General features: G+C 41.1%; 24 protein-coding genes. 18 read left to right on the top strand and 6 right to left on the bottom strand.

Annotated elements, in window-relative coordinates; all coding sequences use genetic code 11:
• The first annotated feature begins 608 nt into the window (after positions 1 to 608).
• From cyoE to J7E32_RS17085, 8 genes are all read left to right on the top strand, one after another.
• Positions 609 to 1,535 (top strand): heme o synthase, encoded by a 927-nt coding sequence (cyoE, locus tag J7E32_RS17120; protein ID WP_214909765.1) that lies wholly within the window; start codon positions 609 to 611, stop codon positions 1,533 to 1,535.
• Positions 1,536 to 1,636: 101 nt separating this feature from the next.
• Entirely contained in the window at positions 1,637 to 2,710 is a 1,074-nt protein-coding gene (coxB, locus tag J7E32_RS17115; RefSeq protein ID WP_214909763.1) for a cytochrome c oxidase subunit II, read from the top strand.
• A 31-nt stretch (positions 2,711 to 2,741) separates the two neighbouring features.
• Positions 2,742 to 4,613, top strand: a complete 1,872-nt coding sequence (gene ctaD, locus J7E32_RS17110; RefSeq protein WP_214909755.1) for a cytochrome c oxidase subunit I — start codon at positions 2,742 to 2,744, stop codon at positions 4,611 to 4,613.
• Positions 4,613 to 5,242, top strand: a complete 630-nt coding sequence (locus J7E32_RS17105; RefSeq protein ID WP_214909753.1) for a cytochrome (ubi)quinol oxidase subunit III — start codon at positions 4,613 to 4,615, stop codon at positions 5,240 to 5,242. The genes ctaD and J7E32_RS17105 overlap by 1 nt, the downstream gene beginning before the upstream one ends.
• A 4-nt stretch (positions 5,243 to 5,246) precedes the next feature.
• Positions 5,247 to 5,582 carry a cytochrome c oxidase subunit IVB gene (gene ctaF, locus J7E32_RS17100; RefSeq protein WP_214909751.1) on the top strand — a complete coding sequence of 112 codons (336 nt, stop codon included), beginning with the start codon at positions 5,247 to 5,249 and terminating at the stop codon, positions 5,580 to 5,582.
• Between the two features lie 148 nt (positions 5,583 to 5,730).
• The gene (ctaG, locus tag J7E32_RS17095) at positions 5,731 to 6,642 is read left to right on the top strand and encodes a cytochrome c oxidase assembly factor CtaG (RefSeq protein ID WP_214909749.1); all 912 of its coding nucleotides are present in this window, start codon (positions 5,731 to 5,733) and stop codon (positions 6,640 to 6,642) included.
• Positions 6,643 to 6,803: 161 nt separating this feature from the next.
• On the top strand, positions 6,804 to 7,268 hold the full coding sequence (locus J7E32_RS17090; RefSeq protein ID WP_214909742.1) for a DUF420 domain-containing protein: 465 nt from the start codon (positions 6,804 to 6,806) through the stop codon (positions 7,266 to 7,268).
• A gap of 103 nt (positions 7,269 to 7,371) precedes the next feature.
• Positions 7,372 to 8,550, top strand: coding sequence for a GNAT family N-acetyltransferase (locus J7E32_RS17085; protein ID WP_214909740.1), 1,179 nt, complete (start codon positions 7,372 to 7,374; stop codon positions 8,548 to 8,550).
• A 55-nt stretch (positions 8,551 to 8,605) separates the two neighbouring features.
• Here the strand turns inward: J7E32_RS17085 and ytvI are convergent, their stop codons facing one another.
• Entirely contained in the window at positions 8,606 to 9,664 is a 1,059-nt protein-coding gene (gene ytvI, locus J7E32_RS17080) for a sporulation integral membrane protein YtvI (protein WP_214909739.1), read from the bottom strand.
• A gap of 286 nt (positions 9,665 to 9,950) precedes the next feature.
• On the opposite strand from ytvI, the gene J7E32_RS17075 reads away from it, so the two are divergent.
• Positions 9,951 to 10,307 (top strand): Asp23/Gls24 family envelope stress response protein, encoded by a 357-nt coding sequence (locus J7E32_RS17075; RefSeq protein ID WP_214909731.1) that lies wholly within the window; start codon positions 9,951 to 9,953, stop codon positions 10,305 to 10,307.
• A 173-nt stretch (positions 10,308 to 10,480) separates the two neighbouring features.
• Here the strand turns inward: J7E32_RS17075 and J7E32_RS17070 are convergent, their stop codons facing one another.
• Entirely contained in the window at positions 10,481 to 10,840 is a 360-nt protein-coding gene (locus J7E32_RS17070; protein ID WP_214909729.1) for a YugN family protein, read from the bottom strand.
• 248 nt (positions 10,841 to 11,088) lie between these two features.
• Here J7E32_RS17070 and J7E32_RS17065 point away from each other — a divergent pair, with 248 nt between their 5' ends.
• Both J7E32_RS17065 and J7E32_RS17060 read left to right on the top strand, forming a co-directional pair.
• A complete protein-coding gene (locus J7E32_RS17065) occupies positions 11,089 to 11,517 on the top strand; it encodes a CBS domain-containing protein (RefSeq protein ID WP_214909727.1) in 429 nt (142 codons plus the stop codon).
• Between the two features lie 372 nt (positions 11,518 to 11,889).
• Entirely contained in the window at positions 11,890 to 12,906 is a 1,017-nt protein-coding gene (locus tag J7E32_RS17060; protein WP_214909725.1) for a CAP domain-containing protein, read from the top strand.
• A 131-nt stretch (positions 12,907 to 13,037) separates the two neighbouring features.
• On the opposite strand, the gene J7E32_RS17055 is transcribed toward J7E32_RS17060, so the two are convergent.
• Together J7E32_RS17055 and J7E32_RS17050 are read right to left on the bottom strand one after the other, a co-directional pair.
• Positions 13,038 to 13,394, bottom strand: a complete 357-nt coding sequence (locus J7E32_RS17055) for a hypothetical protein (protein ID WP_214909723.1) — start codon at positions 13,392 to 13,394, stop codon at positions 13,038 to 13,040.
• Between the two features lie 11 nt (positions 13,395 to 13,405).
• Positions 13,406 to 13,897 (bottom strand): PaaI family thioesterase, encoded by a 492-nt coding sequence (locus J7E32_RS17050; RefSeq protein ID WP_214909721.1) that lies wholly within the window; start codon positions 13,895 to 13,897, stop codon positions 13,406 to 13,408.
• A 203-nt stretch (positions 13,898 to 14,100) separates the two neighbouring features.
• Between J7E32_RS17050 and ylbD the strand changes: the two genes are divergently transcribed.
• The 4 genes from ylbD (at position 14,101) to J7E32_RS17030 (ending at position 15,772) form a co-directional block, all read left to right on the top strand.
• Complete coding sequence (gene ylbD / locus J7E32_RS17045; RefSeq protein WP_214909719.1) at positions 14,101 to 14,496, top strand: YlbD family protein; 396 nt, start codon at positions 14,101 to 14,103, stop codon at positions 14,494 to 14,496.
• A 14-nt stretch (positions 14,497 to 14,510) separates the two neighbouring features.
• Positions 14,511 to 14,750 (top strand): YlbE-like family protein, encoded by a 240-nt coding sequence (locus J7E32_RS17040; RefSeq protein ID WP_214909717.1) that lies wholly within the window; start codon positions 14,511 to 14,513, stop codon positions 14,748 to 14,750.
• A 122-nt stretch (positions 14,751 to 14,872) separates the two neighbouring features.
• Positions 14,873 to 15,340 (top strand): YlbF/YmcA family competence regulator, encoded by a 468-nt coding sequence (locus J7E32_RS17035; RefSeq protein ID WP_214909715.1) that lies wholly within the window; start codon positions 14,873 to 14,875, stop codon positions 15,338 to 15,340.
• A gap of 156 nt (positions 15,341 to 15,496) precedes the next feature.
• Positions 15,497 to 15,772 (top strand): YlbG family protein, encoded by a 276-nt coding sequence (locus J7E32_RS17030; RefSeq protein WP_102262083.1) that lies wholly within the window; start codon positions 15,497 to 15,499, stop codon positions 15,770 to 15,772.
• Positions 15,773 to 16,007: 235 nt separating this feature from the next.
• On the opposite strand, the gene J7E32_RS17025 is transcribed toward J7E32_RS17030, so the two are convergent.
• Positions 16,008 to 16,397: a DUF7147 family protein gene (locus tag J7E32_RS17025; RefSeq protein ID WP_214909713.1), complete on the bottom strand. Its 390-nt coding sequence runs from the start codon at positions 16,395 to 16,397 to the stop codon at positions 16,008 to 16,010.
• Between the two features lie 166 nt (positions 16,398 to 16,563).
• On the opposite strand from J7E32_RS17025, the gene J7E32_RS17020 reads away from it, so the two are divergent.
• From J7E32_RS17020 to coaD, 3 genes are all read left to right on the top strand, one after another.
• Positions 16,564 to 17,955 (top strand): stalk domain-containing protein, encoded by a 1,392-nt coding sequence (locus J7E32_RS17020; RefSeq protein ID WP_214909711.1) that lies wholly within the window; start codon positions 16,564 to 16,566, stop codon positions 17,953 to 17,955.
• Between the two features lie 296 nt (positions 17,956 to 18,251).
• The gene (rsmD, locus tag J7E32_RS17015) at positions 18,252 to 18,824 is read left to right on the top strand and encodes a 16S rRNA (guanine(966)-N(2))-methyltransferase RsmD (RefSeq protein ID WP_214909709.1); all 573 of its coding nucleotides are present in this window, start codon (positions 18,252 to 18,254) and stop codon (positions 18,822 to 18,824) included.
• Positions 18,825 to 19,319: a pantetheine-phosphate adenylyltransferase gene (coaD, locus tag J7E32_RS17010; RefSeq protein WP_214909702.1), complete on the top strand. Its 495-nt coding sequence runs from the start codon at positions 18,825 to 18,827 to the stop codon at positions 19,317 to 19,319.
• Positions 19,320 to 19,337: 18 nt separating this feature from the next.
• Here coaD and ylbJ read toward each other — a convergent pair whose 3' ends face one another.
• Positions 19,338 to 20,561 carry a sporulation integral membrane protein YlbJ gene (gene ylbJ, locus J7E32_RS17005; RefSeq protein WP_214909695.1) on the bottom strand — a complete coding sequence of 408 codons (1,224 nt, stop codon included), beginning with the start codon at positions 20,559 to 20,561 and terminating at the stop codon, positions 19,338 to 19,340.
• Positions 20,562 to 20,787: the final 226 nt, after the last annotated feature.

Here is a 20,787-nt window from a genome sequence, read left to right as displayed (position 1 = left end):
CTGCTCATTCAAAGTTCGATAAGTTGTCAAATAATAAACTTGACATGTATAATGGAAGAAGCTTGTAGAAAAGAAAAAATTCTATCCCTATAATAACGAATTTTGACGAAAAAGGATAGAAAACAATACTTAAGATACTACACAATAATAGTTAATATTTCAATACTTACTATTATAGTTGGACAACAATCCCTTTTATAGGTAAAATGCTCATGGCAGCGATAAGGCAAGAAAAATGATGATGTTAAATACCAGCAAAGTTACAGACATGAAAATATTATCCAAGAATATGTATATTCGTAATAAAGAGGGCATCCAAACATTCTATTAATATCAAGTCAAAATTCCTTGCAATAAAAATAAACTTTATGGATAATGGCGGTAAGACACAAATTAGTCAAATTTTGTTCAAAAAAAATTCACAAAAAAGTTGTGAAGTGTGATTTAATATACAACGTAGGCTTTATTTTTCTACACAAACATTTAACAGCCTTTACACGTTGAGAATAGTGAAAACTAACCGAAATATAAAGTACAAATACTCTTCTTTTTTTTGTAAAAATTTCGTCTCTGGAATTTTGAAGGAAAAGGGATGAAGGAGGATATGGATGTCTAATTCAAAAGCTTTATCAGAAGCTGTATTAGAGGACGGACAGCCTGCAGTCGTGGAGAAGACCATGTTGAAAGATTTTCTATCCCTAATTAAAGTAGGGATTGTAAATTCCAATGCTATGACGACTTTTACTGGATTATGGCTAGCACTTCATTTCAGCGGAGTGCGCTTTCTCGATAATATTGATTTGATTCTAGCGACATTGATAGGTTCATCATTGATTGTCGCCGGCTCATGCAGCCTTAACAACTACATCGATCGGGATATCGACCATTTAATGGAGCGAACAAAAGACAGGCCGACTGTGACTGGAAAAGTCCAGCCAGGAAAAGTAGCCATGATGAGCTTCTTGCTGATTGGGATTGGAACAGCGTTTTTGCTTACAACTACCATAACAGCTGCTTTAATCGGGTTGTTTGGCGTTTTTAGTTATGTAGTTCTCTATACATTGTGGTCAAAACGACAATATGTCTCCAATACAATTGTCGGCAGTATCTCAGGAGCAGTTCCACCGCTAATCGGATGGGCTGCAGTAGACGCTAACCTAGACGTAATGGCCTGGATGCTTTTTGCCATCGTTTTTGTTTGGCAGCCACCACACTTCTATGCTCTGGCAATGAGAAGGGTAGAGGAATACCGTGCAGCTGGTATACCAATGCTTCCGGTTGTGAAAGGCTTCAAAGCCACTAAGAGATCGATTTACCTTTGGGTGACAGCATTGTTGCCGTTACCATTTTTCCTTCCTGAACTTGGAATTCCATTCATGATTCTTGCAACGGTCCTGAATATTGGGTGGCTTGTATTGGGAATCTACCTTGAAAAGCTTAAAGATGATATCAAATGGGCAAAACTGATGTTTGTATATTCTTTACAATACTTAACTGTCATGTTTGTCGCTATGGTAATTGTCACACTTATCTAACCTTCGTTAGGAGATTCACTCTTTGTTGAGAGAGGATTTTTCCATAAATTTTTTTAACCAAATTTATAAGATTTTTTACGAAAGAGGGGTTTAATTAAGCTATGAAGATGCTTGCTAAATGGCGTCTGCTGTCATTGTTCACATTGATGGCATTAGTCTTGTCCGGCTGTGGTGAGCCATACCTGTCTACATTAAGACCTGCAGGTGAAGTTGCTCAATCCCAGTATGAACTTATGTTGTTGAGCACGGCGATTATGGTGGGAGTAATTGCTGTCGTCACAATCATTTTTATTTATGTCATTATGAAGTTCCGCAGGAAGAATGACAACGAAATTCCGAAGCAGGTCGAGGGAAGCCACAAGCTTGAGATCCTTTGGACTGTTATTCCGATCTTATTGCTTCTAATTCTTGCTGTTCCTACAGTTGCGGCAACGTTTAAGTTGGCGGATGTTTCCCCAATGGAAAAGAAGAACGCTGAAGGAAAGACTGATGCGCTTGTAGTCAACGTGCGCGCGAATCTTTACTGGTGGGAATTCGAGTATCCAAATGAAGAAATCATCACTAGCCAGGAATTAGTAGTCCCTACTGATGAAAAGGTTTACTTTAACCTTAAGGCTTCAGATGTAAAGCACTCTTTCTGGATTCCTTCTGTTGGAGGAAAGATGGATACAAATACTGATAACATCAACAAATTTTGGCTTGAATTTGACAGTAAAGGAGCCGATGAAGCTGGCGGACTTTTCTACGGAAAATGTGCTGAGCTTTGCGGACCTTCACACGCATTGATGGACTTCAAAGTAAAAGCTTTGCCACGTGATGAATTCGATCAGTGGGTAGCAAATATGCAAGGAGTTAAAGAACCTGCTAAGGCAGAAACAGCAACTGCTCAGCAAGGGCAGGAAATCTTCAATAACAGCTGTATCGGATGCCACGCCGTAACTCCGGCAAACACGGCTCCAGAAGCAGCTCGTGTTGGTCCTAACTTGTCAAACTTCGGCGATCGTTCACGCGTTGCTGGTGTCTTGGATATGTCAGAAGAAAATATCAAGAAATGGCTGGAAGATCCAGCAGCATACAAGCCGGCAAACAAGATGACTGGCAAGTATCCTGAACTTAAACCAGAAGAACTTGATGCATTAACAGAATATCTGATGGGCTTGAAAGTCCAGAAATAACAGGGGATTTGTTTGAAAGGGAGGTAAAACTGTGAGTACCTATGCTCAGAAAAAGGGATTCGGCGCAACGTTATGGGATTACCTGACAACGGTTGACCATAAAAAAATCGCAATCCTTTATCTAATTGCTGGCGGATTCTTCTTCATCCTAGGCGGACTTGAAGCTTTGTTCATCCGTATTCAGCTAGCTGTACCTAATAATGATTTTGTAAGCGCAGGTTTCTATAATGAAATCCTGACGATGCATGGAACAACGATGATATTCCTGGCAGCGATGCCGCTTGTATTTGCATTCATGAATGCTGTTATGCCACTCCAGATTGGAGCGCGTGACGTAGCGTTCCCATTCTTGAACTCATTAGGATTTTGGTTATTCTTCTTTGGTGGAGTATTCCTCAACCTTTCATGGTTCCTGGGTGGAGCTCCTGATGCTGGTTGGACTTCTTACGCATCACTTGCAATAGCGTCTGAAACACATGGTATCGATTTTTATGCACTTGGTTTGCAGATTTCGGGTGCGGGTACACTAATCGGGGGGATTAACTTCCTCGTAACGATCATAAACATGCGTGCCCCGGGAATGACTTATATGAGAATGCCGATGTTCACTTGGGCAACATTTGTAACATCAGCTCTTATCCTGTTTGCGTTCCCTCCACTGACTGTTGGCCTTTTCTTAATGATTTTTGACCGTATGTTTGGATCTAATTTCTTTGATGTATCAAACGGCGGTAACACAATTATCTGGGAACACCTTTTCTGGATCTTTGGTCACCCAGAAGTTTATATCCTAATCTTACCGGCATTCGGTATTTTCTCAGAAATCTTTGCGATTTTCTCTAGAAAACGTCTTTTCGGTTACTCATCCATGGTATTCGCGACTGTATTAATCGGTTTCCTAGGATTCATGGTATGGGCTCACCATATGTTCACAACAGGTCTTGGACCGATCGCAAACGCGATTTTCGCTGTAGCGACAATGGCAATCGCCGTACCTACAGGTATCAAGATTTTCAACTGGATGTTCACGATGTGGGGAGGAAGCATCAAGTTCACAACTCCGATGCTTTGGGCAGTAGCCTTCATTCCATCATTCGTTGCCGGTGGTGTAACAGGTGTCATGCTGGCATCTGCTGCAGCTGACTATCAGTACCACGACAGTTATTTCGTTGTCGCTCACTTCCACTACGTTATCGTTGGTGGAGTAGTATTCGCTCTATTCGCAGGTGCACACCTGTACTGGCCAAAAATGTTTGGTACAATGCTTAACGAAACTTTGGGTAAAATCACTTTCTGGTTATTCCTGATCGGTTTCCACCTAACGTTCTTCATCCAGCACTTCCTGGGATTGATGGGTATGCCACGCCGTATCTTCACATTCCTGCCGGGACAGGGACTTGAAACTGGAAACTTAATCAGTTCTGTTGGTGCCATCTTCATGGCAGTAGCAGTTGTAGTACTTTTAATTAACGTCATCATGACACAAGTTAAAAACGAAAAAGTTGGAAATGATCCATGGGGCGACGGCCGTACACTAGAGTGGGCGATTGCTTCTCCGCCGCCATTCTACAACTTCAAGCAGCTTCCGCTTGTACGTGGACTTGATGCTTACTGGCTGGAGAAAATGGAAGGCAAGAATGAAATGACGCCTGCAGAACCGCTTGGCGATATCCATATGCCGAATAACTCTTTCATTCCTTTCGTTATCTCACTTGGTCTTTTCATCGCAGCATTCGGTGCAATGTACCGTGCTGAAACAAGCTGGGGACTGCTAGTCTTGATCCTCGGTATGGCAGTAACTTTAGGAGCGATGTTCGTACGTTCTATTAAAGATGATCATGGATTCCATATTCATAAAGAAGACTTAATGGACGATGATAATGATAAGGGGGCAAAGGCATAATGCAAGCTGAAGAAAAATTCACTTATGAAACATGGCCTGCGGAGCCTGAAAAAGCAACCCTCGAAGCAAAGAACAAGTTTTTGGGCTTCTGGTTCTTCCTTGGCGGAGAGACAGTATTGTTTGCGACTTTGTTTGCAACTTATCTCGCATTGAAAGATAAGGTTCCTAGTGCTGACCATGCACTTGCCAAGGATATCTTTGAAATTCCGCTTGCTTTTGCAGCGACCATGCTTCTTCTAACAAGTTCTTTGACAAGTGTATACGCTATGTATCACATGAAGAATTTCAACTTCAAGAAGATGCAGCTTTGGCTTGGATTGACAGTAGCACTTGGTGCAGCTTTCCTTGCGCTTGAAATTTACGAGTTCAATCACTATGTACATGAGTTTCACCATACGTTTACAAGCAGCGCATTTGGTTCTGCCTTCTACACGCTTGTAGGCTTCCATGGTGGTCACGTTGCATTCGGTCTTGCTTGGATCATTACTTTGATGGTCCGCAACTCCAAGCGTGGATTGAACCTTTACAACGCTCCTAAGTTTTATGTGGCAAGCCTTTACTGGCACTTCATCGACGTTGTATGGGTATTCATCTTCACGGTTGTATATCTAATGGGAATGGTGGGATAAACTGATGGCTAATCAACAACCAAGTTCAGGGAACCCAAGAGTGGACGTCGAATATCGTCGCAAGAAAAGCGCCGAAGAGATGAGATACCAAATCGTTTCCTTCGCATTGATGATTTTCTTGACACTTGTTGCTTTCGTTGCAGTTGGATATGAAGGATTCTCAGGCTGGTTCACAGTTCCGTTCATCCTTCTGCTTGCTGTGATTCAGGTAATCTTCCAGCTATACTATTTCATGCACATGAGTCACAAAGGGCATGAAGCACCTTCATTGTTCCTTTATTCTGGAGTCGTTGTAGGAGCTGTAACAATCCTGGCATTCACAACAATTATCTGGTGGTAATATTACCAAAGAAAAAATCGGCGTATAGCCGATTTTTTCTATGTCAGCGAGTATACTAACATTTAATGGCAGAACCGTTTTATTGAAGTAACATACCTTTGGAAGTATAATGAAAGTAAAGTTCTTAAACAGGACGGGGTGAATTACGATGCTTACTCTAGATATATTTGGATTCAGAGCACTATGGAGTCCAGTATATTTTCTGGTGATGGCAGCTCTATTAGTTGCATATTATCTAGTTGTCTTCAAGTACTATGATCGTTTCAAGGAAGGTGTACCAGCAACACGAAAGCAGGCTGTTTATTTTACATCTGCTGTTATCGTGCTGTATATAATTAAAGGTTCTCCTGTGGATCTGATGGCGCATATAACCTTTTATATGCATATGATCCAAATGGCAGTACTTTACCTTGTCGTACCTCCATTATTGATTTTCGGCTTGCCTGATTGGCTTTGGAGATCGTTTTTATCACTTCCAATAGTCGATCCGCTATTTCGCTTCTTCACAAAGCCGCTTATTGCCTTGATCATGTTTAATGGAATATTCTCGATTTACCATATTCCATTGATTTTTGATTTTGTTAAAACAGATATGTGGCTGCATGCAGGTTACACATCGGTGTTATTCATACTCGCGATGTTCATGTGGTGGCCTCTTGTCAATAAATTGGAAGAGTATCAGACATTGTCTGGTGTTAAGAAGATGGGGTATATATTTGCTGACGGTGTTTTAATTACACCAGCATGTGCTTTAATCATCTTTGCCGATACACCAATGTATGCAACTTTTTCTGACCCAAATGCATGGGGCGAAGCTTTGAAATTATGTGTACCGCCTACGATGCTTTCAAGCCTGGATCTCAGCGGTCCGGAAACCTTCAGTTCGATTTCGCTTCTGCATGATCAGCAGCTTGGAGGAGTAATCATGAAGGTCATCCAGGAAATCGTCTACGGTGTCTTCCTGGGATATGCGTTCTTCCAATGGTTCCGAAATGAAGAGGATCATCAGGCTGAACAGGATGCGATCAATCTTGCGAGCGCGCCACAGCCAGTAAAGTAATAATGATTTCAAAAGCTTCCTTTTTGGGAGCTTTTTGTTGTTTAATAAGACTTTTCACTCCGGCAAAAAAATTATCAGTTTAAAGCAATCAAAGATTGAAAAAAAGAGACAGGTCACCTACAATTAACCTTATGGAGAAATAATGATTGAGAGGTACATATATGTCTAATTTACCGATTCTGCCGACAATCAGCACTACATTTATTGTTTTAAGTGCGATTACTGTGGCAATTGGCTGGGCCCAAATAAAACAAAGAAAGATTGATCAGCATCGCAAGACCATGACGCTAGCTGGAATCTTCGCAATCATATTCTTTGTCATTTATGCATCAAGGACAATCTTCATCGGAAACACATCCTTTGGAGGACCGGATGATATCAAGATTTATTACACACTGTTCCTGATTTTCCATATAACACTTGCAACTATCGGAGCAGTCCTTGGAATCATTTCACTTTACACGGGATATAAAAACAGGCTGGAGCGTCATCGTAAACTTGGACCTGTCACCAGTGTTATCTGGTTCTTTACTGGTATCACGGGGGTTGCAGTTTACCTGCTTCTATATGTTTTCTACAAAGGCGGAGAAACAACTTCAGTCATCAAAGCAATACTCGGAACATAACAGACTAAGAAACATTGCTTACAGCAATGTTTTTTTGTTGTTAGAAGGTATTCCTGCTTTTACAGGCGAATCTATTAGATTGTATAAAGGAGGTTGTATTTGCTTGGATATTAAAGTTTTATCAGAAGAACATTATCTGGATTCAATGAATTTATCAATGTATGCATTTCAGTATAAAGTGCCTGATAGTGATATTCCTAAACGATTGGAGACCCTTAAGAAACATCGCCTGCTAGGAATCTTTGAAGGAGAAGAGCTTGCTTCCAAATTGCATATTCTCTCTTTGAAAGTGAAGCTGGGGCAACAGGATTGGAAAATGGGCGGTATTGCAGGTGTTGCTACCTATCCTGAGCACAGACGGAAAGGGCATGTAAATGCCTTGATGAAAAAGGCACTGGAGGATATGAATGAAAAAGAAGATATTGTTTCATTCCTTCATCCATTCCAGATCGATTTCTATAGAAGGTTTGGCTGGGAGGTCATTTCTGACAACAGGAAGATAACTATTGATAAAATAGATCTAAAACCTGTAGATAGACAACCAGGAAAAATTAAACGACATACAGAGAAGAATCACACATTGGATATCGAGAGGGTCTATGAGCAATATGCAGCTATGCATAGCGCGATGTTAGCAAGAGATCCGGAATGGTGGCGCACCAGTATATACGGCGAACAAACAGCAGCTGTTTATTATGATTCAAAAAATGAAGCTTCAGGATACCTGTTATACGAGATTAAAGAAAATGTAATGAAGGTGGAGGAATATGTTTCCCTAACCCATGAAGCGAGAAAAGGACTGTGGAATTTCATTTGCCAGCATGATTCAATGGCAGATCGAGTGGAAGTACTGTTATCAGTCCATGATCCTTTCCCTTACTTTTTAAAGGAGCCGAAGCTCAAAACTGAAGTTTATCCATATTTCATGGGCAGAATTGTCAATGCAGAGAAAGCATTAACTACCTATCCTTTTAGCACCCGCACTGATGGGGAAAATGTGTTTCTTCATCTGGATGATGCCGCTGCTCCCTGGAATACAGGGACTTATATAATAGGGCAGGAAGGAGTTGCATTCCACCCTGTGAAAGAAGGGGGTACATGTGTAACTGCTCCAAAGCGCGGACTGCAATTGAACATCAACACTTTAACGGCCATGTTATTCGGCTATAAACGTCCCCTTGAATTATTTGAGTTAAAACTGCTCAGGGGAGACATCAATGAAGTCGAGGAGCTGGAGCAGGCATTACCGACATTTAAGCCATTCTTTTATGATTTCTTTTAATTTTATACAAATGCAATAAACCCCGGGTGACAAGCCAACCGGGGTTTTTCCATGCTTAAATCTTAAATTTGAATTTTATAATGCCAGCTTCTTTGGCTGAATTGAATCCAATCAAGAGCAATGGTCCAATGACAAAGCCCATGAAGCCGAATAATTTCAGTCCAAGATACATGGCAATCAGTGTAGATAGTGGAGATAGGCCTATATGGCTGCCCATTACCTTAGGCTCGACTGTACGCCTGATAATCAGTAGAATAACCGCCAGGACCGCCAGTTGGGTTCCGAGGGCTACATTCCCTGTCGCCAGATGGAAGATTGACCATGGAGCCAATATGACGATGGAGCCGATCAGCGGGATAAAATCGATCAGCCAGATGATAGCCGCCATGACAATTGCGTATTCCGGAGTGATGAAAAGCAACCCAATGAGGGCAACGATGAAAATGATCACACTCACCAAAAATTGTGCTTTCAAAAAACCAAATACAACATAAGAAAGTCGAGATGTCATGAAATGTACTTTGTCTGCAGTTCTTTCTTTTAAATGACCGTATACACCTTGCCTTAAAGATGGCAGCTCCAGCAAGAAAAGAAACAGGGCAATCAAATAGACAAGGAAGCTGATCAGGAAATTCGGGATGTAGGTCAGCAGTGCCTTCAAATTATCTATATTGATAAATGCAATCATGTCATTCTTAAGTTTATTGAGAAAGTCCTCTGCCCGGTTGCTTATTTCGGTTACTACTTCCCTCGGCAGGTCATTGGCAGCTTCAACAAAATTATTTTCTGCCATATACCAGGCATTCGTAATTTCATTTATATAGACTGGAGTATTATCAATTAAGTCAATTGCCTCGGTGATTGCTGTTGTGGTCAGGAAATACCCTGCAACCATGATGAGCAATACAAACAGGAGGAAAATTGCCAATACTGCCAGGCGCCGCCCACTCTTGAATCTTTTCTGAAAGTAAACCACTGCAGGCTCGAGAAAAAGGGCGGTAATCAAAGCAGCAATCAAAGGGATGGATACCGGAAGGATAATATAAAGAATTGCTGCGACGGCGACGATGATTAATGCAATAATGATAGTTCGTTTAGTAAAAATACCGGACAAGTGAAACTCCTTTCTATACTCATGAAGAGTATATACCTCTAAAAAGCATTTATTAAGGGCACTTAAGCCTTATATTTTAAAAAAGAGCAAAAAATTCCTTAACAATTAAATTATAGTACGCATTTAATATAAGAAACAACAAAAATCAGCTATAACCCATGTGTTTTTGTAAACTTTGCTGATTTTTATGCTGACGGATTCACTTTAATAACGTTAGTTCGCTATTTCATCTCTATGTATGCTTATGGACATCAGGTTTCGATCCTTAACTTTTAGGGGTGAGGCAATGAATAAGGCAGGAAAAATCATGCCCCAGCAAAATAGAGAGGTATGCCGTGCAGTATGTGCAATTGTCCATGCTAACATAAATGAAAATGTCTTTTTTCAACAGTCGGGGGTAAAAACCAGGATTTCTCGATTGCGAAGAAATACATTTGTTGACAATGGAGTAATCGTTGAACTTGATCAGGGTTACGTAAGAATAAAAGTATATGTTAACACTATTATTGGGGAGTACTCAATCCTTCTAAATGCCACTGAGCTTCAGAAAAACATAGAAGAGGAGATAGTGCTGCTTACTTCCTTTTTACCTAAAGAGATTGATGTCATCATAACGGGCATTAATGTAAAAAAGACGCATTGAATGCGTCTTTTTTAATGAAATAAGAAAGTATTAAAATACACTTCGAGAATTGTCTAGCTCCAGCGCCTAGTCCCTCGAGTCGCTTCGGTCCGCCCACTGAAGTCAAAGAACGACTTCACCGGTCGGCCCTCCAGCGCTTGTCGGGACTGACCAAGGCGCTTGCGCTTTTCAAATTAAAGTGCGAATTTCTCTACTTCTGCTTTTACATCGTTTAAAAGCTTTTCGCACTGGCTGACAAGAGCTTTCGGGAATTGTTCACCTTCACCATATTCAACGCCATGGGGATAATAATGTTTGCCAAGCAATGGAGTCATCAGCTGAATGATCGCTTTATGTGCTCCGACGTCACCTTCATGAACATAGCCCTGGACACGCAAATAGAATGTGCCTTCTTTAACCACAAGCTTTTTGTCATACGTTACTCGCTCATAGTCCCATTGACCCTCACGCACTAGACCGTGCTCTAACATAACCTCATCAAGACGGTTCAAGTCCGCCTTCAGGTTTTCAATACCTGTATTTTCGAATTTCATCCTATTCCCTCCTAAAAACACACTGCAGTAATATCGCCTAAAATAGATTATATCTCAAATTTAATAATAGTAAAAATATGCTTAAGTTGCAATGAATATAAAAGTGAATTTTATCTGCTTTCACTCTTTCTGTTTTGCATGAGGAAACTGAAGACTAAATTAGAATTAATTTATTGATGGAATAATTAGCCTGATCCGGGCAACCCTAACGGTGAGTAAGCAATCTTTGATTTAGGAGGAAATGAAAAGTGCGTAAAATCCGAGAAATCATGACCAGTGATGTGGAAACATGTACTTTATTGGACAATGTATTCGAAGTGGCAGTCAAAATGAAGGAATGGAATGTTGGATCCATACCTATTGTTGACAAGGATAAACTCGTAGGCATGATCACCGATCGGGATATTGTCATTAGAGGAATAGCAGAAAAACATCCACCGTCTTCCAAGGTTGAGACGGTAATGAGTGATCACCTGGTCACAGCGACACCGGATATGTCCACGAAAGATGCAGCCAAGCTTATGGCAGAACATCAAATAAGAAGGCTGCCAGTAGTTGAAGGTGATAAATTAGTAGGAATTGTAGCGCTTGGTGACTTTGCTGTAAATGAAATGACAGACGAACAGGCACAACATGCTCTATCAGAAATCTCAGAGCCTGGAAACCACATGCAATAGTGAAAGGCACTCAAATGGGTGCCTTTTTATCATCATTCTAACTCCAATTGTCCGTACATTCTGTAAGAGTTGTTATTTGATTTTACAATAAGCAGGCCGTATGTTAAAAGTAAGTTAATCAAGAAATATCAAGAAATATGGCAATGATGTTAATTAGGTGATTTTTTTTGAATCTGAAAGAACACTTCTATTAAAAAGAACCCTATAAATGATATAATAATTTCAAAAATCACTCATATAGTGATAGAGAGAATAGTGTCTTTTGACTCACATCAGTTTGGCTTGCCATACTCAAAAGAAGGGGGGATCTACCTGCGAACTATTTTTAGGATTTTAATTTTTGCTGCAATCTTTTTACTTATTGGTTTATACATGGGATATAACAAGGAAGATACTAACGAATTGGTAATTGAACAGAAGTCGGCCCCTAAAGAGGATGAATCTCTCGACAAGGATATCGCTGAACAAAATATTAGTGAGGGCATTGACCAGCCTGGACAGGGAGTTGGTTCCCTATTAGGGAAGGATATCGAATCTCTTAAGGCTACATTAGGAGAACCATCCAGGGTAGACCTTTCAGCCTATGGCTTCCATTGGTGGATTTTTAACAACGACCTTGGCCAATATATCCAGGCTGGTGTCCTGAACGGTAAGGTTGTGACCGCATACGGGATTGGCGCCTCGGTAAATGTACATCCTTTTAAAATTGGACAGCCAATCGAAGAAATCTTTTCAATGAACGTGATTGAGCCTGATGTTACGTTTGAATATAATGGAAGTTCCTACAAATTCGAGCTTTCCGAGCAGGATATGAACACAAGACCCATTATAAAAATGGGTGAATACTTTGTTCAGCTTTATATTGATAAATTCACTAGTTCTGTCTCAAGCATCCGATATATGGACAAGGAAACAATCGTCAAGCAGCGTCCATATGAAATGGTTTACAGGGGGACTCTGTTAGAACCGCCTGTGTTATCAGAAGGAGATTGGGTCAGGATTGAGGCTGGTCTCGAAAAACAGATTCTGGACATTACTAATACAATCAGATTAAGACATGAACTGCCAACGCTGGAGTGGGATGAAAAAACAGCAGAAGTCGCATATGCACATAGCAAGGATATGGCAATTGAAGATTATTTTTCACATGAGTCGGAGAAATTTGGAGACTTATCGGAAAGGCTAAATGCAGCGGAGATTTTGTACGAAGTGGCAGGAGAAAACATCGCAGCTAATTATACAGATGGACCAGCAGTTGTCGAGGGATGGCTGAATAGTGAATCCCACCGTGAGGCGTTATTGAATGAGGAATTTTCACATCTTGGAGTGGGTGTGTATCAGATGCATTATACACAGAACTTCTTGAAGATGTGGGAGCAACAACAGTAATTGCTATTTTTTATAATTCTTATGTACAGTGAAGGAGCATGGACCAAATGGTCATGCTCCTTCGCTCTGCTTTCAAGATAGAAAGTATCGATTTCACTTTGAGAATTGTACAGGCTTTAGGTCCAAGGCGCTTACGCTTTTCTTATTGTCCTACTGATTGAAAAGTAACCCTGCTTCCAATTGCCGTATAGATGAACCATTTCCCCTTCTTTGAATCGAGGTGGAACTGCCCCTTTTCTCAATGGAGTCACCTTTTTGACGGTGATCTCCTTTATGCCAGTGTTAATCCTTAAGACCGTTATATGATTAAAACGATGATAATAAAACCGTTCTCTGTATTCATTAACCTCTATGATTTTTCCGCTTACAATCGCTTCCTCAGGAATGTTCTCCAGTTTGATCCATTCCTGAAAATTCGCCTGCATTTCTTTTTTCGTCAACCAATAAAAGTAGGCAAGGACGATCGGAATCACAATTGCTGTAACCATTCATGATCACCTTATTTATGCTGTTTTTTTACAACAAAGAAGCTTCCTGAAGAGTGAGCAATCTTTCTGCCATCGGACCTGAATACATCAGCTTCAAGGACAACCGTACTTCTTCCTTGATGGATCAGCGTGGCTTTACAATGAAGATTGTCTCCGATCCCTGGCGCAAGATAATGGATGTTAATCTGTGACGTGACAGCTGCATAACCTTCTGGCAGCAGCTTATTCGCAAGTGTGCCCATTGCCGTGTCTAGTATCGTGGCGGTAAAACCGCCATGTACGATGCCAAGGGTATTATCAAGTACATGTGTAACCGGAATATCAATTTCACAAGTTTCAGGATCGAGTCTTCTATCCATATGCAGAAGGCCATCGATATACGTACTGTTTTTACCGTTTAATTTATTTTTGACACCGGATAGTACCGTTTTGAGGACTTCAAGTTCCTTCTCTCCTGATAACGAGATGCATTCATCTAAAAGCTGTTGCAATTCTTTTTCCACTATACTATTACCTCTTTCTGAATGGCTCTGTTCCTATTATTTCGTAAGAATAACATTATTGTAAAAAAGCCTTCTTATAATCTGATTATTATTTTAACACTTTGGCTCTTTTAACGCACAAGGTTGACTTCTGAAATCCTTCACCAATAATGATGATTTTCATATGCTATTATAGGCATTTGTTACACTGTGAGGTGAAAGCTATGGCCAAAAAGAAACTTCATCCCTCTGTTGAAAAGTTCAAGGAGTTCGTGAAAGCCCACCCTGAGCTCGTGCAGGAAGTCAGGAAGGGGAATACGACCTGGCAGGAAATGTACGAAGATTGGTACTTGCTTGGTGAGGATGATCCCAAATGGACCAAGAAGAGCAACAATGATAAGGACGAAAAAGGCGAAGAAAAGAAAACCGATTGGATAGGGACGATCATGGGTGCTGTTAAAAATATGGATCCTGAACAGGTTCAAGGACAAATCCATAATATAAGCCAGGCACTCGGGGCGATCCAGGGAGTGCTTTCCCAGTTCCAGGGAAGCAAAGGGGGGCAACAGGCATCTAAAAGTTCAGGCCCTGCACATCCTTTCTCATTCAGGCAGGATTAGAATGGAGGCTAACAATGCGTAAAGATGTCATGGAGCAATTACGAACGAATAAAGAGCTGATAGAGTTCGTCCGAGCCCAGCCCCACTGGTACAGGAAGCTGAGCAGGGACCCAAGGGAAATTTATTCTGCGCAGATCGCCGCGCTGCACCATTTTGAAAAAACGATCCCGCATAAGGTTCAGAAGTTCTCCAACAATGTCCAGATGGCATCGATGATGATGCACATGTTCTCAAGCATGAATTCCCAATCATGACAAAGCTTTCTTCTGAATGAGGAAAGCTTTGTCAGCTTTTAGAGGTGGACTATGCAGGCATGCCAGAGCTTTTAGATGATGACGGCTGGAAAGTTTAGCTTTTCTGGCAGTTTCATGGTAAAATGAGGTTCGGAGGTGAGCCAGCATTGCTTGCTGTTACATCAGAAAGAGTACTATTGTTGGAAGAAGCTGAACAGTTAGTCAGCATGATTTTACAATCTGATATTGCCGAGTATTATCGGGAATGTTTATATAATGTTAAAAATAATCCGGAGACACAAACGAAGGTTCGTGAATTTGTGGACATGAAGGAACGCTATGAAGAGGTTCAGCGTTTCGGAAAGTACCATCCTGACTACAAGGAAGTTATGGGCAAAATCCGGATTGTTAAAAGAGCGCTGGACATGGATGAGGTTATTGCCGAATTCAAGAAAGCGGAAAATGACTTACAGAGCCTGCTTGATGAGGTTAGTGTGATCATCGGCAGATCCGTTTCAGAGAGCGTGAAGGTTCCTACAGGAAATCCATTCTTCGAAAGCTCTTGCGGAGGCGGCTGTGGCAGCGGAGGAAGCTGTGGGTGCTCTGCTTAGATTAACGACAAAAAGCATGGGGATCCCATGCTTTTTTCTTTTGATTTAGCACAATTGTGATTTTTTGCCTGGGTTAAATGGGATTGATTATTGAAAAAACTGGTTTTTGTGTGCTAGACTAGTACAAAGCAAACGTTTACCGAAGGGGAAAAGAATATGATAGGACAGAGGCAGGGAATCATCGTCTGGCTGTATTCATTAAAGCAGGCCAAGATGCTCAGAAGATTTGGAAATGTTCATTTTGTCTCGAAGAAACTGAAATATGCAGTGATTTACTGCAATCTCGATGAGGCAGAGGCACTGATGGAAAAAATCAGTTCATATTCGTTTGTTAAAAAGGTGGAACCTTCCTATAAACCATTCTTAAAGATGGAATTCGAAAACTCTTCCCCTGATAAGGCAAAAGAATATGATTATAAGATGGGAATATAGAAAAAAAGCATATGTCAGCAAAAAAGGTGAGGGAATCCTCACCTTTTTTATGGTTAAGGAATTTAAAATTTATTGAGGTGTGGATAACTTTATGAAGTTTTCTTAATCCAGCTCCAGCGCCTAGCCCCTCGAGTCGCTTCGGTCCGCCCAATGAAGTCAAAGAACGACTTCACTGGTCGGCCCTCCAGCGCTTGTCGGGGCTGAACGAGGCGCTTGCGCTTTTTGTTCTTTTGCGTTATTGAAGTGGTGGTATATAGTGGTTCAGTCTTAAAATTCCAATAAGGTGTTGATAGTAGAGTTCTTTTTCGGCGAACATTGTTGATGGTTTAGCATCAAATTCGATGATGGTTTTATCCAGTTCAGCAGCTAATTCAACAAACATCTCGAAGCGTTTGTTCTTAAGGACATGTGGGCTTGGGATGCCCTCTCTGCAGACATATAGCGCCTGGAATTTCCCTGGATCCGTTGGCTTTAGCACAACGACAAGGGAGCTTACATCTTTTTCATTTATTTTAGTATGAATTGCCATCAGGTGCATCAATCGATGCTGGTTTGCCCTGGCAGTTTCTATCAATTCGTAAAGGTCTGAATATCCTTCTCCAAGCTCGATAAAACGCTGAATCAATCTGAATTACCCCTTCCAACTTATCATTCCATCATACTTTACCATTTGTGGTCGGAAAATTGAAGTGGATGTCATACTTGTTTTTTCTCGGAATTTTAAAATTTTATCTTACTCTCGAGCACTGTATTTGCTATTTTATTAGTAGTAGAGATTGGAGAGTAATTCAATGAGGAAAATTTCTTTCCTGTTGACCACAGGATTATTCATAATTATTTGCACAGCTGTCATTTGGCAATGGAGCGCTTTTCAACAAAACAAGCAAAAAACAGCTGAATCAGAGGGAGATATATCTATCACTGCAACGGTAAAAGTGGAACAGAACGAGCTTCGAGTGAAGCAGACATTTGAAAATCTTGCTATGGACCAGAATTATCATGCAGTCATCCCTTCGCAGGCAATAGAGGTCGATTGCACAGATGGAGATGGGAATACATGCGAGGAAGGGCATAAACCAAGAGGGAATAAGATACATTTTGACTACACGATAAAATCCGGCTCCGGACTTTCGATACTCTTGAATGATTGGATGATTGTTCTGAAGGATGCGGCGATCCAAAAGACAAGAATCGAGTTAGTAGACCAATATTTTAGCAGGGGCACTTGGGTTGCCGGACTTCCGTTGAAAGGCTATAAGCAAACGGAGTTGCTGCACTATTATGTTTTTGAAGGGGTAAGTTCAACTCCATCGCTATATTGGCAGGAAGAGCCCCTTATCGAACTATCAGGGCAAAAGGGAATTGATTATTATACCACCGATAAGGAACAGGTTATTTACAAGTTTGAAAGTATTGAACCCTTTTCTGATAACCACTTATCTGTCGTGACCATCGATGGCCAAAGGACTGTTCGCGGTAACGGACTGCTGCTGGCAGGGGATGAGTTGACTCATAAAGAGTTTGAGCAAGAAATGGCAATTGCATTTATGTCTTCAAAGTTTAGCTCCGGCGAGGGAACAGAAGGGTGGATTCTTGAGGCATTAGCTTCACTGGTGACAAAGCAGGAGCCAGTAAATGAAAAGAGCAGGGCGATGGTTGAAGAGTTGGAAGGAAATTTGACTGCAGAAGAAATAGCTGCTTTTATCGCCTATTTTTCCAAGCGAGGGCATCTTGATAGCAACTCGTTTGATGGATACCTGTCTTCAATCAAAGGGATGGAAACGGACTTTTTTTCAATGAACAGGCAAGAAAGGCGAGGAATTTTCCCATTGCTTTTTACAGACGCAAGAAGCGTCATAGTGAATGGAGATAAAAAGGAAGAGCTGGCAGTTGTCATCAAAGGAGATCAATATCTGTTTCCTTTAGAGCCGACTATGAATGCTTTAGGCTATAAATCAACAATAGGACCTGATTTTACAACACTCGAAATTACATCTGCGAACAACACGTTCTACTTCAACGTAAAGAATAAAACATTCAATCATGAAGGCCAAACTTTCGGGCTCCTTGAAAATCCATTCCAGAACCTGAATGGGGAATGGTATTTAGAAAAGCACTGGTTAGATGCGATTTTTAAAGTGCAGGTTTTGGAAAGTGAAGAATCGATTACCCTTGCATTATAAGTTTTATAAGAACGATATTTAGGCAAAAAAAAAGCCCTGCAGTTTCTGCAGGGTCCTTCTATATCCCTTTAACAGGATAGAAGGCAAAGGGAGAGGAGAAACCGGAGGAAGAACTTATGGGGAAACGTAAGTCTTCTCCGCGGTTGGCAACAACATCCTCAAATTGATGTTGTTAATCATCATTATTTCCACATTAGGAAGGGATATACACTTATTTGGTTAATTTTTTATATGTGTGGTAGGATAAGGGAGTAATTTACATGAAGAAAAAGCTACAAGATTGAGGAGTACATAATATGAGAGTTGTATCTGGTGATTTGAAGGGCCGCGTTTTGAAAGCGGTACCCGGAACGTCCACAAGACCTACTACTGATAAAGTAAAAGAATCGCTGTTCAATATGATTGGCCCTTATTTTACAGAAGGGTTGGGACTGGATTTATTTGCTGGAAGCGGAGGCCTTGGGATCGAGGCTCTGAGCAGGGGTCTGGATAAAGTGATTTTTGTCGACCGTGAAGGCAAGGCGATACATATTATCAATGAAAATCTTAAATCATGCGGGTTGGAAGAAAAGGCAGAAGTATACCGAAATGATGCTGTCAGGGCTTTGAAAGCAATACAAAAAAGAGACTTAACGTTCGATTATATATTCCTGGATCCGCCCTATAAAAAACAACAGCTGGTCAAGCTGTTGGAAACGATTGATAAAGAGAGACTTATTCATCATGATGGTCTGATTGTCTGTGAGCATGCTTCTGATATCACTCTGCCGGAAAAGGTAGGAAGACTTGTGCAGACAAGGTACGAAAAATATGGAATCATAGGAATTACTCTTTATAAAGTTGATGCTGCAGATGAGGGGGAAGTATAAGTGGCAAGAGTGGCTGTGTGTCCGGGCAGTTTCGACCCGATTACATTGGGGCATTTGGATATCATCACAAGGGCAGCAAAGGTATTCGATGAGCTTTATGTAGTGGTTTTGAATAATTCTTCAAAACAACCATTGTTTTCTGTAGAAGAAAGAATTGAACTTATTGAACAAGTGACAAAGAGCATCCCGAATGTAAAGGTGGATTCATTCCAGGGATTGCTGGTCGATTATGCAGAGAGCGTCAACGCTGATGCCATTATCAGGGGCTTGCGAGCTGTTTCGGATTTTGAGTATGAAATGCAAATCACATCAATGAACAGAGTGTTGAGTGATAAAATCGAGACTTTCTTCATTATGACAAACAACCAGTATTCTTTCTTGAGTTCAAGTATTGTCAAAGAGGTTGCAAAGTATGATGGGGATATCTCTGAATTAGTTCCTCGCGAAGTTAAAGAAGCATTACTTGAAAAATTCAATAGCGAAGAAGAGAAATAACGGGCAGTAATTTGCCCGTTATTTTTCTTTCAGTATACGGTTTCCCAGCAGCCATACATAAATGATCAAACTGCCGATTGTAATAAGCGGTCCGGCTGTGGTGAGCATATTATGCGCTGCTGCCAGGCGGCTGCCTTCCGAAGTAAGATATTCCATTACCGGCAAAGCATTGGATGGCTGGCCATCCTCAAAAAAGCGTACATAAACCGGCTTCCATAAAATGAAAGCATAGAATGCTGCAAAGATGCCGTGAATGATCCTTGCAAAAAAGAAGGGCTGAAAGCGGATGTCTGTCTGGGCAAGAATGCTGGCAACCTGAGCCTGGACACTAAAACCGCTGAAGGCGAGTATGAAGCTGGTTATAACAGCCTGGTGCATCAGGGTAGCTTCCTGGATCTGGCTGGTCATCTGGCTGCCGAGAGTAATTTCAAAAAGGCCTGAAATGAATGGCAAGCTAAGCATTTCAGTCATGCCGAGCATCACGAGAATAACTTCAAGGAATTCAGCCAGAAATGATGTGATGTGAAGATGGAATAATAGTTTGTTAATAACTGAGAATAAGATAATGAACCCGCCGATCATTAACAAGGTCTGGATGGAAGACATCACAGCGTCACCCAGCAGTTTTCCTATCGGACGATTGTCTTTTATCCTTGTCCTGTGCAAGGCAGCAAACGCATCCCTGATCGTCAGGTTTCGTTCCTTTTCCTTTGTGGCATTTTCTTCACTTCTGCCATAGAACCTCATAATCAATCCAACGCTGATGTTTCCAAGATAATGGGCAAGGGCCAGAATAACACCGAGCTGAACATTATAAAAGAAGCCGACTGACACAGCGCCAAAAATGAAAAGCGGATTCGATGAATTAGTAAACGATACAAGCCGCTCTGCTTCAATTTTAGATAGCTGCCCTTCCTGGCGCATTCGGGCTGTCAGTTTTGCTCCAGCAGGGAAGCCGGAAGCCATGCCCATTGCCCAGACAAAACCTCCAACACCAGGTACCCTGAACAGCGGCCTCATCAGAGGTTCCAACAAAACACCAATAAAACGAACCACACCGAATCCAATCAGCATTTCTGAAATGATGAAAAAAGGAAGGAGTGAGGGAAAGACAATTTCCCACCACATATTCAAGCCTCTAATTGAAGCATCAAAGGATTGCTGTGGAAAAGAAATGAGTGAAGCAGCCAGAAAAGTGACGGAGGCTGCAAGGAAAATTGTTTTTATTCTGGATTTGATCACCTAAATATCCTCCTTCCTGCGTTCTTGCTGTGAAACTTTTTTAAATCAATGGTAAAATAGAAGGAAACTCACCAGAGGGGTTATTTTCCATTTATCTTCCGATTCTATGTACCTTCCATACAGCCATATATGTGGAAGGACCTGTAATGATTTCAACTTAATTCAACTGACTATTTGGTTTAGAAAAATACATAAATAACGATTAGTTGTCAGCCTTGTCCTCATA

Origin of the sequence: Bacillus sp. ISL-55 (genome assembly GCF_018613155.1) — a bacterium.
In the GTDB taxonomy this organism is placed as follows: Bacteria; Bacillota; Bacilli; order Bacillales; family Cytobacillaceae; genus Mesobacillus.
This window is presented reverse-complemented; position numbering and strand designations above follow the sequence as displayed.